At 43.7% G+C, this 16,253-nt stretch carries 11 protein-coding genes and 1 other RNA gene; 3 read left to right on the top strand and 9 right to left on the bottom strand.

Annotated elements, in window-relative coordinates; all coding sequences use genetic code 11:
* Window positions 1–131: 131 nt before the first annotated feature.
* The 3 genes from VRU48_RS04070 to gltB form a co-directional block, all read right to left on the bottom strand.
* A complete protein-coding gene (locus VRU48_RS04070) occupies window positions 132–1,382 on the bottom strand; it encodes an erythromycin esterase family protein (RefSeq protein WP_330106644.1) in 1,251 nt (416 codons plus the stop codon).
* A 201-nt stretch (window positions 1,383–1,583) separates the two neighbouring features.
* Window positions 1,584–3,050, bottom strand: a complete 1,467-nt coding sequence (locus tag VRU48_RS04065; protein WP_330106643.1) for a glutamate synthase subunit beta — start codon at window positions 3,048–3,050, stop codon at window positions 1,584–1,586.
* A 2-nt stretch (window positions 3,051–3,052) separates the two neighbouring features.
* Entirely contained in the window at window positions 3,053–7,561 is a 4,509-nt protein-coding gene (gene gltB, locus VRU48_RS04060) for a glutamate synthase large subunit (protein WP_330106642.1), read from the bottom strand.
* A gap of 333 nt (window positions 7,562–7,894) precedes the next feature.
* Between gltB and ffs the strand changes: the two genes are divergently transcribed.
* An RNA gene (gene ffs / locus VRU48_RS04055) (signal recognition particle sRNA small type) lies at window positions 7,895–7,994 on the top strand.
* A gap of 82 nt (window positions 7,995–8,076) precedes the next feature.
* The gene (gene fsa, locus VRU48_RS04050; protein ID WP_330106641.1) at window positions 8,077–8,736 is read left to right on the top strand and encodes a fructose-6-phosphate aldolase; all 660 of its coding nucleotides are present in this window, start codon (window positions 8,077–8,079) and stop codon (window positions 8,734–8,736) included.
* A gap of 595 nt (window positions 8,737–9,331) precedes the next feature.
* Here fsa and VRU48_RS04045 read toward each other — a convergent pair.
* Window positions 9,332–9,829 carry a D-glycero-alpha-D-manno-heptose-1,7-bisphosphate 7-phosphatase gene (locus VRU48_RS04045; RefSeq protein ID WP_330106640.1) on the bottom strand — a complete coding sequence of 166 codons (498 nt, stop codon included), beginning with the start codon at window positions 9,827–9,829 and terminating at the stop codon, window positions 9,332–9,334.
* An 88-nt stretch (window positions 9,830–9,917) separates the two neighbouring features.
* Here VRU48_RS04045 and VRU48_RS04040 point away from each other — a divergent pair, with 88 nt between their 5' ends.
* Window positions 9,918–11,975, top strand: a complete 2,058-nt coding sequence (locus tag VRU48_RS04040; protein ID WP_330106639.1) for an OPT family oligopeptide transporter — start codon at window positions 9,918–9,920, stop codon at window positions 11,973–11,975.
* Window positions 11,976–12,058: 83 nt separating this feature from the next.
* On the opposite strand, the gene VRU48_RS04035 is transcribed toward VRU48_RS04040, so the two are convergent.
* From VRU48_RS04035 to VRU48_RS04015, 5 genes are all read right to left on the bottom strand, one after another.
* Window positions 12,059–12,838 carry an L-fucose dehydrogenase gene (locus VRU48_RS04035; RefSeq protein WP_330106638.1) on the bottom strand — a complete coding sequence of 260 codons (780 nt, stop codon included), beginning with the start codon at window positions 12,836–12,838 and terminating at the stop codon, window positions 12,059–12,061.
* 4 nt (window positions 12,839–12,842) lie between these two features.
* Window positions 12,843–13,667: an amidohydrolase family protein gene (locus tag VRU48_RS04030; RefSeq protein WP_330106637.1), complete on the bottom strand. Its 825-nt coding sequence runs from the start codon at window positions 13,665–13,667 to the stop codon at window positions 12,843–12,845.
* Window positions 13,667–13,996, bottom strand: a complete 330-nt coding sequence (locus VRU48_RS04025) for an L-rhamnose mutarotase (protein WP_330106636.1) — start codon at window positions 13,994–13,996, stop codon at window positions 13,667–13,669. The genes VRU48_RS04030 and VRU48_RS04025 overlap by 1 nt, the downstream gene beginning before the upstream one ends.
* 70 nt (window positions 13,997–14,066) lie before the next feature.
* Window positions 14,067–14,918 (bottom strand): fumarylacetoacetate hydrolase family protein, encoded by an 852-nt coding sequence (locus VRU48_RS04020; protein ID WP_330106635.1) that lies wholly within the window; start codon window positions 14,916–14,918, stop codon window positions 14,067–14,069.
* Window positions 14,919–14,925: 7 nt separating this feature from the next.
* Window positions 14,926–16,251, bottom strand: coding sequence for an alpha-L-fucosidase (locus VRU48_RS04015; protein WP_330106634.1), 1,326 nt, complete (start codon window positions 16,249–16,251; stop codon window positions 14,926–14,928).
* Between the last annotated feature and the right edge of the window lie 2 nt (window positions 16,252–16,253).

Raw genomic sequence — 16,253 nt, 5'->3', positions numbered from 1 at the left:
AAATGATGATTGAAAATCACAAATTCCATAAAGCCATCAGGAGTCTTCCAATACAATTTAGATGATAATGCCAAAATCAGCTACAAAATCGCATTGCTGCAACTTCCTCATTTTTTTATTGTAGATTTTTCTCACTCCATTTTTTCACTAGGATACATATCCCTAATGTAAAAAACACCATCGTAAATATTGGTCCATAGCGCATAAGCATTAGAATGCCCAATGCCTTTCATGAAAAAATACGTTGATTGATTTGGATATTTTTCCCTGAACTTCTTGAAATCGACAAAAGCAAACTTGGTATCATCAGGTATCCAGGTTTCAAAACCAGTTGCTTTAGGAGCTTGTATGGCGTATTTGCTTTCTTTTGTCAGCCTGCCAGCCGTACCTTGCCTAGCATTGAAACCCAGTATATAGGTACTTTTGGCCAACAGCTCATCCTGTGTAAAAAAGTTACCCATTGGCTGTCGATCGGCTTTAGGTACCTTGATGAAAATCTGGTTTTTAAGGATATGCGCATTTGCCGCCCAAACGATGATCTTCTCATTCGGATATTTGTACTGTACCAGCCATTTTAGGTTTTCGGCCATTTGCTGGTCTCTGATATCGCTATATTCCTTGGGGTTGGTTCTATACTGCATCGTGCTCCTACTATTCTCCCGCATGCTTTTTAAGACCATCATTTCAAAGCTGGTGCTGTCTTTTTTAGGCAACTGACTAATAATGGTATTGATGGCATTTACAAATGACGCGTGTGGTTTGGCCCAGGATATGAGCGGTTCTCCATCCATTACCGAAAGGAACTCTGACTGATAGTTGGGTGTCTTCACAAAATCGATATTTTTGTTTTTCAAGTAATTATCAATAAAAGTCTTCAGGTTTTCCTTGCTGTAATTGGCATGTACCTGGCTATCAAAACCGGCTATAATTATGAGATGGCCACTTTGTAGCGTGCTTGGAATATAGGAGTAAAACAGATTTTCACACTCCTTACTGTTTGACCATAACGAGAAAATATTGTTGCGTATAAATTTATTGGTTGCCGATTTTTCTTTGTTCAATTTTTCCCATCCTTCCGTAAGGGCAAAAAAATCACTTTCGAAAGCCACTACATTAAAGCCCTTTTTTTCATGTAGGTACTTGATCAACCTGGTTTTTGCCAAAAATGTGGGTGCATCTCCATGATCTTGCTCTCCAAGCATAACTATTCTCGAATCGCCAATTGCATTTCCAATAGCTTCTAAGTCTTTAAAATTTAAAGAATCAGGTTCAATAGTGGCAATTGTTGCCATGTTGTTTTGTACATATTTTTTGGTTGGCTGTTGCCCGTAGCTTAAAAGCGAAAATAAAACGAGCGTTAACAAGAAGAACTGTTTGGTCATGGGTTTAATGATTTCCGGTCAATTCTTAAATGTACAGAAGACTTTGTGTAAAAGACTGTAAATTAACAGCTTTTAACATAATATTTTAATTACAATGCTACTTAGTTTTGATTGCTTGCTTTAGAATTGCAAAACAAAAAACCACAGTCAGCAAATGCTTAACTGTGGTTATCGTTATAATTTGGGAAAAACTATACTTATTTAGGCGTAGGCAATCGCGTCTTTTGAGGGCAGTTTGCTATAGCCCATCAGGTATTCGTCGACCTTGCGGGCAGTTTCGCGACCTTCAGAAATGGCCCAAACCACCAAAGATTGGCCTCTACGCATATCGCCAGCGGCAAAAACCTTCGGAATATTGGTTTGATATTGACCTTCCACTGCTTTTACATTGCCTTTGGCATCTAGTTCTACGCCTAGTTTTTCGAGCAAGCCTTGTTTTTGAGGATGCAAAAATCCCATGGCCAATAAAACCAATTCGCATGGATATTCTTTTTCGGTGCCTGCAATCTCCTTAAAACTCACTGGTCGGCCAAGCGCATCTATTTCCCACTCTACTTCTACTACACTCAATGCTTTTAAGTTTCCTTGTTCGTCGGCAATGAACTTTTTGGTGTTCACGGCCCAATTCCTGCTGGCTCCTTCCTCATGCGAAGAAGTGACCTTTAACAGCATCGGATATTGTGGCCAAGGCATGTGTTCGGGCCTGCTTTGCGGCGGCGTAGGCATGATTTCGAATTGGGTAACCGATTTGGCACCGTGACGGTTAGAAGTACCGATACAGTCAGAACCCGTATCGCCACCGCCAATTACAATCACGTTTTTGCCAGTTGCCATTAGCGGTTTGTCGGTCACTTCACGTCCACCAACGCGCTTGTTTTGTTGTTTGAGGAAATCCATAGCGAAATGGATGCCGTCTAACTCCCTGCATGGCAAATTCAAATCGCGCGGAATGGTGGAGCCACCAGCCAATACAATGGCATGATAATCTCTCAACAAAGTACTCAGCTCTACGTTTTCGCCCACATTGGCATTGCATTTAAAGGTAATGCCTTCTTCTTCCATTAATTTAATCCTTCTTTCTACGACATCTTTTTGCAATTTGAAATCGGGAATACCATAGCGAAGCAAACCACCCGGTACATCGTCGCGTTCAAAAACTACCACTTCGTGCCCAGCCTTATTCAGCTGTGCAGCAGTGGCTAATCCGGCTGGACCTGAACCGATAACGGCTATGCGTTTTCCGGTTCTGATTAATGGTGCATTGGCTTTGATATAGCCTTTCTCGAAAGCAATTTCGATAATATGTTTTTCAATCTCCTCGATAGATACAGGTGGTTTATTGATACCCAATACGCAAGCACTTTCGCAGGGCGCTGGACAAATCCTACCGGTAAATTCAGGGAAATTGTTGGTGCTGAGCAAAATCTCCGTCGCATTCAGCCAATCGCCACGGTAAACGGCATCGTTAAATTCTGGTATGACGTTGCCCAACGGACAACCCGATTGGCAAAAAGGCACCCCACAATCCATACAACGCGCAGCCTGTTTGTTCAACTGTTCATTTGGCAAAGCCTGTAAGAACTCATCGTAATGTTTAATGCGTTCTGCTGGTTCCTGTCTTGAAGGCGAAACTCTTTCGAATTCAAGAAATCCTGTCACTTTTCCCATGGTTAGTTGATTTTAACTTGTTGACGTTGTAATAAAACTGCTTTGTACTCTTTAGGGAATACTTTCACAAAATGTGCCGACTGCGCTTCCCAATCACTTAATATAAACTCGGCAACCCTACTGTTGGTTAACCTAATATGATTTTTAAGTAAAGTGATTATTCTTTCTTCGTCCTCGGCTTGCAATGGATCTAAATCGACCATTTCGGGATTGCATTTCTTGGCAAAAGTTCCGGCAGTATCGTAAATCCAGGCAATGCCTCCACTCATTCCTGCGGCAAAATTGCTTCCTGTATCGCCAATTACCAATACTTCGCCACCGGTCATGTACTCGCAGCCATGGTCGCCCACACCTTCTACCACTGCCGTAGCACCCGAGTTGCGTACCGCGAAACGCTCACCCGCTTTGCCACGTACATACAACTCGCCCGAAGTGGCACCATACAGGGCTACGTTGCCGATAATGATGTTCTGTTCTGGCACATAGTTGATGTTGCCAAATGGATAGATGACCAATTTAGCACCCGATAAACCCTTGCCTACGTAGTCGTTACCTTCGCCTTCTAAAGATAAGGTTAAGCCTTTAGTGGCAAATGCACCGAAACTTTGTCCGGCAGAACCCACGCATTTAAAGTTGATGGTATCGGGGGCCAATCCTGCGCTTTGATGCACTTTCGAAATCTCATTCGAAAGCATGGTACCAATAGCCCTATCGGTATTTTTAACCTCGAAATTGGCAAACACAGGCTCGTTGTTCAAAATGGCTGGCTGTGCTTTTTCGATCAGTTGGTGATCCAATACATTTCCTAAACCGTGGTCTTGGAACTCGGTTTGGTACAAAGGTTCGCCATGATCAGGCTCTTTGTGCAAGATTGGTGCGAGGTTTACATATTTCAGTTTCCAATCGGCATTGTCAATTGGCCTCATGCGCAAGGCATCAGACTGACCAATCATCTCGTTTACGGTTCTGAAGCCTAATTCGGCCATGATTTCGCGCAGTTCTTCGGCCAGGAAGTAGAATAAGTTGACTACATGGTCTGGATCGCCAGTAAACAATTTCCTCAAATCCGGATCTTGTGTGGCCACGCCTACCGGACAGGTATTCAAATGGCATTTGCGCATCATGATGCAGCCCGAAGTAACCAAGGCCGCCGTAGCTACGCCCCATTCTTCGGCGCCCAATAAAGCGGCAATGGCAATATCGCGACCGGTTTTCAGCTGGCCATCGGTTTGTACTACTACCCTGCTTCTCAAGCGGTTTTTAACCAAGGTTTGGTGCGCTTCGGCCAAGCCAAGCTCCCAAGGCAAACCGGCATGTTGGATAGATGTTAAAGGCGAAGCTCCGGTACCGCCATCGTAGCCAGACACCAAAATTACATCGGCATGTGCTTTGGCCACACCAGCTGCAATGGTACCCACACCTGCTTTTGAAACCAATTTTACGTTGATTCTAGCAGCACGATTGGCATTTTTCAGGTCGAAAATCAGCTGAGCCAAGTCTTCAATCGAATAAATATCGTGATGTGGCGGTGGCGAAATCAAACCTACACCAGGTGTAGCGTGACGAACTTTGGCAATCCAATCGTCTACTTTGTGGCCAGGCAACTGGCCGCCTTCGCCAGGCTTGGCGCCTTGTGCCATTTTAATCTGCAATTCGTCGGCATTGGTCAAGTAATAACTGGTTACCCCAAAGCGTGCAGAAGCGATCTGTTTGATGGCCGATCGCATCGAATCGCCGTTTTCCAGCTTTTGGTAGCGAATTTCGTCTTCGCCACCTTCGCCGGTATTGCTCTTGCCGCCAATGCGGTTCATGGCAATGGCCAAAGTGGAGTGTGCCTCGTGCGAAATCGATCCGAACGACATCGCTCCTGTGGCAAAACGCTTTAAAATCGATTCGATAGGTTCTACTTCTTCCAAGGGAACCGACGAACGGTTATAGTTGAACTCCAACAAACCACGGATGGTATAAGCTTGTGCCGTTTGGTCGTTAATGAGTTTGGAGTATTTCTTAAAGGTTTCGTAGTCTTTTCTGCGTGTCGAGTTTTGCAACAAGTGGATGGTTTCGGGATTGAACAAATGTTTTTCGCCCCTTCTTCTCCATTTATAAGTACCTCCTGCCGAAAGCAAATGCTCGGCCTGGGTTTGTGGCCCAAAGCTACGACGGTGCTTGATTAATGTTTCGTAAGCAATTTCATCCAAGCCTAAGCCACCAATACGCGATACGGCACCTGTAAAATGCGTGTCCACTACTTGCTCATTGATGCCTAAGATTTCGAAAATCTGTGCGCCGTGGTACGACTGCAAGGTGGAAATTCCCATTTTAGAGAAAATCTTTAACAAGCCATTGTTTACGGCATAGATATAGTTCGAAATCAGTTTTTCTGGTTTCAGGCCACTTTCTTGATCAAAATGGCTGATGGTTTCCAATGCCAAATACGGATTTACTGCCGTTGCGCCAAAACCAATCAAGGTAGCGAAATGGTGAACCTCCCAAACATCGCCAGCTTCTACCACAATGCCTACGGCGCCACGATAGCCTTTTCTGATCAGATGATGATGCACCGCCGAAACCGCCAATAATGACGGAATAGCGGCATGTTCTGAGTCGATTGCCCTGTCTGAAAGCACGATAACCTGAAAACCATCTTCTACGGCATCAACTGCATAACGGCACAAGCGATCTAGGGCTTTAGCCATCGATCCAGGCTTATCGTTAGCCCTGAAATAGGTTTGGAGCGTTTTCGACTGGAACAATCCGGTATCGATACTCCTCAGTTTTTCGAGTTCTAGATTGGTCAAAATCGGGTGCTTGATACCAACACAATGGCACTGCATCTGGTTTTCTTCCAGCAAGTTGCCGTTGTTGCCCATAAATCCGGCCAAGCTCATCACCACTTTTTCGCGGATCGGATCAATTGGCGGATTGGTTACCTGGGCAAACAACTGTTTGAAATAAGAAGAAAGATGTTGTGGCTGTTTCGATAAAATGGCCAAAGGCGTATCGGTACCCATCGAGCCAATCGCTTCTTTGCCTTCAATAGCCATGGGTTTGAGCAACAAATCGATGTCTTCGCGGGTATAGCCAAAAACCTGTTGGTATTTAAAAATCGAATCCTGCGATAAATTGGTAAACATGAGCCTTGGCTCTGGCAATTCCTCCAATTTGATCTGGTATTGGTTAATCCAGTCGGCATAAGGCCTGCGGCCACATACCTGTTTCTTGATTTCTTCGTCGCTGATGATACGGCCTTGCTGCATATCCACCACGAACATCTTGCCAGGGGTTAAACGCCCTTTTTCGATGATGGTACTTTGATCAATGGCCAAGGCTCCAGATTCGGAAGCCATAATTACGCGGTCGTCGCTGGTTAAGGCATAGCGCGATGGACGTAGGCCGTTACGGTCTAAAGTAGCACCAATCAGGTTGCCATCGGTAAAGGCAATTGCCGCCGGACCATCCCAAGGCTCCATCAATGAGGCGTGGAATTGGTAGAATGCCTTTTTAATCGGATCCATGTCTTCGTTGCCATCCCAGGCTTCCGGAATAAGCATCATCAACACATGTGGCAAAGAACGGCCAGCGTGTAATAAAAGTTCCACCACGTTATCTAAACAGCCAGAATCCGACTGGGTTTCGTCGATAACCGGCAAAATCATGTTCAGTTCTTCTGGTGTAAAATACGGCGAGGTAAACGATTTTACGCTCGACCTGAACCAGTTCAAATTGCCTTGCAAGGTATTGATTTCGCCATTGTGGGCAATAAACCTGAACGGCTGGGCCAATCGCCACGATGGGAAAGTATTGGTGGCAAAACGCGAATGTACCAGGCCAAAGGCCGATACCATACGTTTATCGCTCAATTCGGTAAAATAAGTGCGCACCTGCAAAGAGGTGAGCTGACCTTTATATATAATGGTACGCGAAGAAAACGAAGCAATATAGAAATCCTGCTTGCTGCCTGCTACGGTACTGTAAATGGTTTTGGTTAAATAGGTTTTGAACACAAACAGCTTGCGCTCGAAATCGGCACCCTCGGCAATTTGGTATGGCCGGGCCACAAATACCTGCTCAATTTCAGGCTCGACCGATAGGGCCATATTGCCGATATCGGTGGTATCTACCTGTACCTTTCTAAAGCCGAGCACTTCGAGGCCGAGTTTTTCGGCGGTGCGGTAAATAATCTCCCTGCATTCTTCGCGGGCCCTGATTTCTTTGGGCAAAAAGAGCATCCCTACGCCATAATCGCCATAGGCCGGCAGGCTGAAGCCGGTTTTTAAACATTCGTCGAAAAGGAATTCGTGCGGAACTTGAATCATGATTCCGGCACCGTCGCCCGTGTTGGGTTCGGCACCGCAAGCACCCCTGTGGTCTAGGTTCTCAAGAATGGTAATCGCATCCGAAATAATCTGATGAGATTTACGCCCTTTCACGTGGGCAACGAAGCCTATCCCGCAGGCATCGTGCTCAAAGCTTTCACGATACAATCCTTGTGGTTCATTCAAGTTTTTCATCTGGTTTGAGTTAGTGTATATGAAACACTAAGATAGCGAAAATGAGCATCAAATTAGATTATCAGCAATACTTTTAGGAATTATATATATATTATTCAAAATACGGGACTATAATTGTCAAATTGATTAACGAAATCGTTTTCATTTATCAAATTCGTAATATCATATTTAATATTTATGCATAATAAAATTGCAATAGGTGGCTGTACAACATTTTGGAGCTGGTTAAAAAATCGTTAAATTCAAACTACTACTAATCAATCAGATACCTGATTTCTTAAAAATAAACGCATTTCCTTTTTGAAAAACGACTGTATTTGCTACCTTTGTGCCGGGCAAGTCTTTTACGATCAGCTCCCTTTGAACTCCCCCAGGTTGGGAACAAAGCAAGGGTAGAAGGTTGTAGCGGTGCGATAAAAGTTGCTTGCCCTTTTTTTTACCCCTAACCCCCTGAAGGGGCGACACAAATCAGGGTTCTTCTCATCATAATTTTTCCTTTTCAGGATTTAGGTACTATGAAATTTTTTATCGATACCGCCAATTTAGACCAGATTAAAGAAGCACAGGATTTAGGCATTTTAGACGGTGTAACCACCAACCCAAGCTTAATGGCCAAAGAAGGCATTTCTGGCGATGCCAATGTGATTGCGCACTATAAAACCATTTGCGATATTGTTGACGACAACGTAAGTGCCGAAGTTATTGCGACCGATTTTGATGGCATTGTAAAGGAAGGTGAAGCTTTAGCGGCCCTTAATCCAAAAATCGTAGTGAAAGTACCGATGATCAAGGACGGTATCAAAGCCATTAAATATTTTTCGGGTAAAGGTATCAGAACCAACTGCACGTTGATTTTCTCTCCTGGTCAGGCTTTATTGGCTGCCAAAGCCGGTGCAACTTACGTTTCTCCATTTTTGGGCCGTTTGGATGATATTTCTACCGATGGCTTGCAATTGATTGAAGATATCCGTTTGATTTTTGACAACTATGGCTATCCTACTCAAATTTTGGCTGCTTCTATCCGCGGGCCGTTGCACATTGTAAATTGTGCCAAATTGGGTGCCGATGTCATTACTGCGCCATTGTCGGCCATTACCGCCTTGCTGAAACATCCGTTAACCGATACGGGTTTGGCTACTTTCTTGGCCGATCACGCCAAAGCAAATGCAAAATAATTAGAACACGTTATTACAAAATAGAAGCCTCGATAACTCGGGGCTTCTTTTGTTTTTAAGGCTTGGGGGTTTTACCGCCTAAGACACCTAAGTTCGCCTTAGGTTAGCGTAATAGTATGCCTTATAGGATTAAACCACGTAGGCACATAGATAGCGCATTTACCATTTAGGCATATACGTAAATATAAAGCTTATGTTTTTACGTAATACTACAAAACCGTCATATCGTTTTACCGCCTAAGAAACCTAAGTTCACCTTAGGTTAGGTTTGCAGTTCTTATTTGATCCAATATGTCTTATATGATTGGAGAGTAGACGCATATTTTCACTATCTAAAGGTAAATATAAAGCTTATGTTTTTTTTGCGTTAAACTTTGTAGTCGCCACACACAAGCCGTCATATCGTTTTATCGCCTAAGAAACCTAAGTTCACCTTAGGTTAGGTTTGCAGTTCCTATTGATTTAATATGGTCTTATATGGTTGATGGTTGAGCCATATAAGCAAATATAAGGCTTGCTTCTTTACATATTTACGGTTATAGTGGCATAGTCTTAGCTGTCCTAAGGTGTCTTAGGTGGTAAAAAGCCCAAAAAACTAGTCTAGCAAAACCGCCTTCACTCGATCATAATCGATTTGTTCGTCGGGTTCGATCAGGATGCCCTTCACCCCTGCTCCGTTGGCGGCTTCTACATCGCGGGGCTTATCGCCAATCATAACCGATAGCGCTGGATCGATATCAAAAGCAGCAATGGCTTCGAGCAACATGCCAGACAGCGGCTTTCTGCAATTACATGGTGCCGAAACCGTTGGGTGGTGCGGACAATGGTAGGCCTTGGTGATTTTAGCGCCCTGGGCTTCAAAGGAATCAAACAGAACCTGGTGCATTTGAGTCAAAGTTTCTTCCGTATAACGATTTAAGGCTATGCCACCCTGATTAGTAATGATTATCAGCAGGTAGCCCTCGTCATAAAATCGCTTGAGTGGCGGAATTTGATATTCCAAAACCTCAAAATCTTCCATCCTGCAGATGTAATCATAAATTTCATGGTTAAGCACGCCGTCGCGGTCCAAAAAAATCGCTTTGTTCTTCATGGCGCAAATATCTAAAAATATTGGCTTCTTTTCAGGCTTGCCAACTCATCAAAAAAAATTACCTTTAACCTTTAAAACCTTAAATCAAATGAGCAAAGAAGAATTTAAGCCTTTTGTACCAGCAGAAAGCAAAGTGGCAGAATTTACCATCAAGTCGATCTTGTTGGGCTGTATTGCCGGGATTATTTTTGGCGCGGCCACCGTTTACCTCGCCCTGAAAGCCGGACTGACCGTTTCGGCCTCTATCCCTATCGCTGTTTTGGCCATTACCTTGGGCAAAAGGTTCTTCAAGACCACCATTTTAGAGAACAACATTATCCAAACTACGGGTTCTGCTGGCGAATCGATTGCAGCAGGCGTGGTTTTCACCTTACCGGGTTTCTTGTTTTTGAGTACCGGTGTTGGTGGCCAAAGTTCTGGCGAAGCCTTTTTCAATTACATGACCATTTTGATTTTGGCGATATTGGGAGGTATTTTAGGAACCTTGATGATGATTCCCTTGCGGAGGTCGCTCATTGTCAAAGAACATGAAAACCTACCTTACCCAGAAGGAACGGCTTGTGCCTCTGTACTGCAGGCTGGTGAAAAAGGTGGCAGTTTTGCCCGTACGGCATTCTGGGGATTGGGTTTTTCATTAACTTACGCGCTATTACAAAAAGTATTTCACTTAGTAGCCGAGGCACCAACCTGGGTTTCAAAGCAGGCTAATAAATTTTTGCCATCGGCACAGGTAAGTGGCGAGATTACGCCCGAATACATGGGGGTTGGCTATATCATTGGACCAAAAATCTCGGGTATTTTAGTAGCGGGTGGCGTGTTGGCCTGGTTGGCTTTAATTCCGTTGTTGTCAACTCTGATCGATCCTTTAATTGCAGCTAAAAAATTATTTAACCTTGGCTTATTAGCTGATATTAATAAAGCTGGTGGTGTTGGTGGTTGGGATCCGGTCACACATACCTTTGCCGATTACCCCCGCGCTATTTACCAGGCCTTTGTGAAACAGATTGGTGCAGGAGCAGTAGCTGCAGGTGGCTTTATCACTTTAATAAAAACTATCCCTACTATCATATCTTCTTTCAAAGAGAGTTTAGGAGCTATAAAAGCAGGAAAAACTGGAGGTGAAGTTAAACGTACAGATCGCGATTTATCTATCAAACTGGTTGGTATAGGTAGTTTAGTATTGATTTTATTAATGGCTATTCTGCCCCAAATTCCTGGCGATAGTATCGTTAATAAGCTATTGATTGGGGTCTTGGTGATTGTGTTCGGTGCCTTCTTCGTCACGGTATCAAGCCGGATTGTGGGTTTGATTGGCTCGAGCAACAATCCGATTTCGGGCATGACCATTGCCACCATTATGGGTACCTGCTTGGTATTTATTGCTGTGGGCTGGACCGGAAAACTTTACGAACCAATGGCCCTGGTTGTAGGTGGCATGATCTGTATTGCGGCGGCCAACGCCGGAGCAACTTCGCAGGATTTAAAAACGGGTTATTTGATTGGAGCTACGCCAAAATACCAGCAGATTGCCTTGTTTATTGGTGCTATTGTTTCTTCGATTATGATTGGAATAACTGTTCGTATTTTGGATACTCCTACAGCTGAAATGCTGAAACAAGGCATTCATCATGCCATTGGTACCGAAACCTATGCCGCACCACAGGCGACTTTGATGGCAACTTTAATTAAAGGGATACTAGGAAATCAACCTGATTGGCAATTTATAATGATAGGTGCTTGTATAGCAATTACTATTGAATTGTGTGGCATTAATGCGCTTTCGTTTGCAGTTGGCGCTTATTTGCCGTTGTCTACTACCCTGCCTATTTTTGCAGGTGGCGCCATTAAAGGCATTGTAAACTGGCGCGAAAAACAAAAAGTAAAAACCGCCGAAGAAGAAGAAATTGCGCCCGGCAACCTCTTTGCAACCGGTTTGGTGGCGGGTGGTGCCATCGCTGGTGTAATCGTTGCGATTTTGATGGTTATTCCGGCAGTACGCGATAATTTGAGCAAGGTAAATATAGAACCAACTTTTGTAAACTGGTTCGGACAAGGTGGTTACGAAATCCTGGGCGTACTATTCTTCTTGTTTATGGGCTTTGTACTTTACAATATCGGCATCAAAAAGCAGGACAAGATAGATTAAAAATCAAAACATAATAAAGCCACAGACCGAAGTTCAATATCCCTCAAAGGTAAAATCTTCAGTCTGTGGCTTTTTCTATTTAATTACAAAGCTCTGTCTAAATGTACGTAGCCTCCATCAACATGGATGAGCTGGCCCGTGGTATGGCTTGATTTATCCGACAATAGAAAAGCCACCGTATTGGCAATTTCTTCTGTTTTAGTCATGCGCTGCTCTAGTGGGATTTTTTGGGTAATGCTTTTAAGCTTTTCCTCTTTATTTTCGAAGGTGTTGATCCAGGTTTCGTATAACGGGGTCCAGGCTTCGGCTACAATAACTGCATTTACACGAATACCATAAGGCAAAAGTTCTACCGCCCACTCACGAGTAAGCGCATTTCTGCCCCCATTGGCGGCCGCATAGGCCGAAGTACCGCCCTGCCCTGTTTCGCCGGTTTTGCTGCCAATGTTGACAATGGACCCCTTACTTTGTTTGAGCGCCGGCAAGGCATGTTGTGCCAAAAGATAGTAATGCACCAAATTTTTATGTAAAGAAACCATAAAAGCTTCATAATTGCCATTTTCCAGTCCAACGCCATCATTAACTCCGGCATTGTTTACCAAACCATCTATGCCGCCATATTGCTCCAATATCATTGCGATGGCACGTTTACACTCATCAGGTTGCGTTAATTCGGCGGTAACATGGCTTGCCTTGTGGCCTTTGCCTGTTATTTCTTGAACAAGTTTGGCATTGTCTTCTTCATTACGGCCAATGATTACGGCTGTTGCACCCTCTTCGGCCAAAATTGCGGAAATAGCCGCTCCAATTCCCTTGGCGCCGCCAGATACTACGATTACTTTATTGCGAAGATTTAAATCCATTTGTTTAGTCTAATTTGTAAAATTTAATGGCATTATCGCCAAAAACCAATTGTTGTTCCTGCTTGCTAAATTGTTGCATATATTCGCCAACCATTTGCATCCAATAGCTGTACTTTTTGCTGAGTAACATAACTGGCCAATCGCTACCAAACAGCAATCTATCTGTACCAAAACTTTCAAATACAACATCTAAACATTTAAAAATTAATTGTTTATCTGGATTATTCCAATCTCCTTCAGTAAGCAGACCCGAAAGTTTGCAATACACATGAGATGCTTGGGCAATGGTTTTTAGCTGTGCGGTCCAGGCACTGATGTCTTTGTTGTTGAGGTCGGGTTTGGCACAGTGATCGATAACCAAGGGTTGTTCGCCAAGCTGGTCTATAAATTGCATTACTTCAGGCAATTGATTGTGCTTAACCAAGATATCGTAAGTATAACCATGGTTTTTCAACGCCCTTACTCCTCTTATAAATTCGGGTTGTAATAAGAAACCTTCGTTTTCGGCTTGTACAATATGTCGCCAGCCTTTAATCATTGGCTCTTTTGCGTAAAATGAAAGCTTTTCTTCAATTACTTTCGATTTGAGGTCAACCCAACCAACTACACCTTTGATTATAGGGTTATGTTTGGCCAAATCAACCAAAAAAGCTGTTTCCTGTTCGCTTTGATCGGCCTGTACGGCAATACAGCCATCGATGCCATTTTCCGTTTGCAAGGCACAATAATCTGCAGGAGAAAAATCACGTTGCAAAACAGCCATTTCCTCATTGATCCATGCATCTTTAACGGGATCGAACTGCCAAAAGTGAACGTGCGAATCGATCATTACAAACTGAAAATCTTATCCATTAATAACCATTTCTCGCCAGGTTTGGCAAAAGGCAGAGCCTGTTGATATTTCCACATCAAAGTTTCCCATTCTTGCACCTTGGCATTTCCAGCATCGGCTTTGCCCTTGGCTTCAAAGCTAAAGCTATCATTCACTTCCATAATCATAAATAACCTATTTTCAATACGATAAATCTCCATATTCGTAATACCGGAATCTTTGATGCTGGCTATAATTTCAGGCCAAACGACTTGATGGTAGCGTTCGTAAGCTTCGATCAGTTCTTGGTCGTTGATCAAATCGAGGGCTAAAGCGTATCTTTTCATCTTTTTAATTTTTGAAGGAATAGTCGATTGAATTTTGAATGGAAATACCCTATTTCAATCATTCCCTAATTTATACTCCGTAGGCTTTAGCCGTTTGTTTGCTTGATCCCAATCCATCAATTCCCAGTTCCACTACATCGCCAGGTTTAAGGTACCAAGGTTCTGGCTTTTGGCCTAGGCCTACGCCCGCTGGTGTTCCGGTGGTAATGACGTCGCCAGGCAACAAAGTCATGAATTGGCTAATGTACGACACTAAAAACGGCACATTGAAAATCAGGTTCGACGTATTGCCATCTTGCAAGGTCTTGCTATTTACGGTAAGCCATAGGCGAAGCTGATGCACATCGGCAATTTCATCTTTGGTCGCCATAAACGGGCCTAGCGGCGCAAAAGTATCGCAACCTTTGCCTTTGGCCCATTGCCCATTGCGCTCTAGCTGAAACTCTCTTTCGCTATAATCGTTGTGCAGACAGTAACCGGCAATATAGTCTTCGGCTTCGGCTTCACTTACGTACGATGCTTTTTTACCGACTACAATAGCCAATTCTACTTCCCAATCGGTTTTTACACTGTTTTTAGGGATAATCAAATCATCATAAGGGCCAACGATGGCCGTGGTCGATTTGAAAAACAAAATGGGTTCTTTCGGAATTGGCGCATTGGTTTCGTGGGCATGGTCTAAGTAGTTGAGCCCTACACAAAGTAACTTGGAAGGTCTGGCCACCGGCGATCCCAAACGTACATTTGGATCTATTTTTTTAAGTTCGGTATCTTTCAGGGCGTTTTCAAGTTTCTCGAGACCGTTTTTTGCAAAAAAGATTTCGTCGTAATCGGTTACGATAGAGGATACGTCGAAATATTCGCCATTGAGGATTACACCTGGTTTTTCTTCTCCAATTTCTCCAAATCTGATCAGTTTCATGCTTATGCTATTCTAGTTCTAGTTTGATAATCGTGTCTATTGTTGCCGGATCTTTCTTAACCAGCAGGTGCAGGCCATCGGATTCCAATTTATAGGTTACTTTTTTGCCACCCTCAAAAAAAGTGGCGCTTTTTAGTTTTTTGTCAAATTCGGGAATAACGATTTGGTCGCTGCCACTGTCGTTTAAAATGTGGATGTAAATCGTTTTGCCTTTTCGAGTAGCCAAACCCCATTTTTGAGGCTTGATGACGTTGCCTGTGGTGCCATAAACGGTTTCGCCGTATTTGGCCATCCATTTACCGGTTGCCTCGAGGGTATCTACAAATTCTTCCTGTATTTTGCCGCTTGGCATTGGGCCTACGTTAAGCAATAGATTTGCATTTCTGCCTGCAGCGCCTACTAAAAGATGGACCACCTGTTTCTCGGATTTGTATTTGCTGTCGGTGATATTGAAGCCCCACGAATCGTTCATGGTTTCGCAGGTTTCAACCGGCAGTTGGTCTGAAGGCTCCTGAAAGCTCAATCCGGCTTTGTTTTCGCCAGGCAAGTCTTTTTCGAACATCTGAAAATCTTCGCCCGGAAACGGACTTAAATGGTGATTGTTGCCAATCAATGCCCAAGGCTGCAACTTGTGGATGAGGCCATAAATTTCGTCGTATTTCCAATCAATTCTCGACGACCTGTCTTTTTCTCCCTCCGGAGCAGTTTGATCCCAGTGCCCATCGAACCAAATTCCGGCAATTTTGCCATAGTTGGTCAACAATTCGGTCAGCTGGTTTTTCATGAACTGCAAATAAGAAGCATAATCTCCTTTTTTACCAATCCTTCCAGTCTTTTGCCCTGTTTTACCGGTTTCGTGCGGATAATCTTCCCTGCGCCAGTCTAAGAGCGAATAGTACAAGAAGAGCTTGATGTCTTGTTTGTGGCACTCGTCGGCCAACATTTTGACGATATCTTTTTTGTAGGGCGTATTCATGATGTTGAAATCCGAATACTTGGTGTCCCACATGCTAAAACCATCGTGGTGACGCGTAATGAGGGTAATGTATTTCATGCCGGCTCTTTTGGCCAGGCTTACGTATTCTTTTGCATCGAAGGCCGTTGGGTTGAAAAAATCCTTTAAACGCGTGTAATCCTTTACCTTGATGTTGCGGTTGTTCATCACCCACTCGCCACTACCCGGAATACTGAATGGCCCCCAATGGATAAACAAGCCAAAACGCATGGCCTCGAAAGCTTTTCTGGCTTCAAGATTTTCTTTGGTAGGCACATATTGGGCCTTTGAACCAAGCGCAAGCAATGCCAACAGGCAAACCATCAGAATTCTTTTCATAA

This window comes from Pedobacter albus, from assembly GCF_036324255.1.
Lineage (GTDB): Bacteria > Bacteroidota > Bacteroidia > Sphingobacteriales > Sphingobacteriaceae > Pedobacter > Pedobacter albus.
Note: the sequence above shows the minus strand (reverse complement) of the source record. Positions and strands in the feature narration are given on the sequence as shown.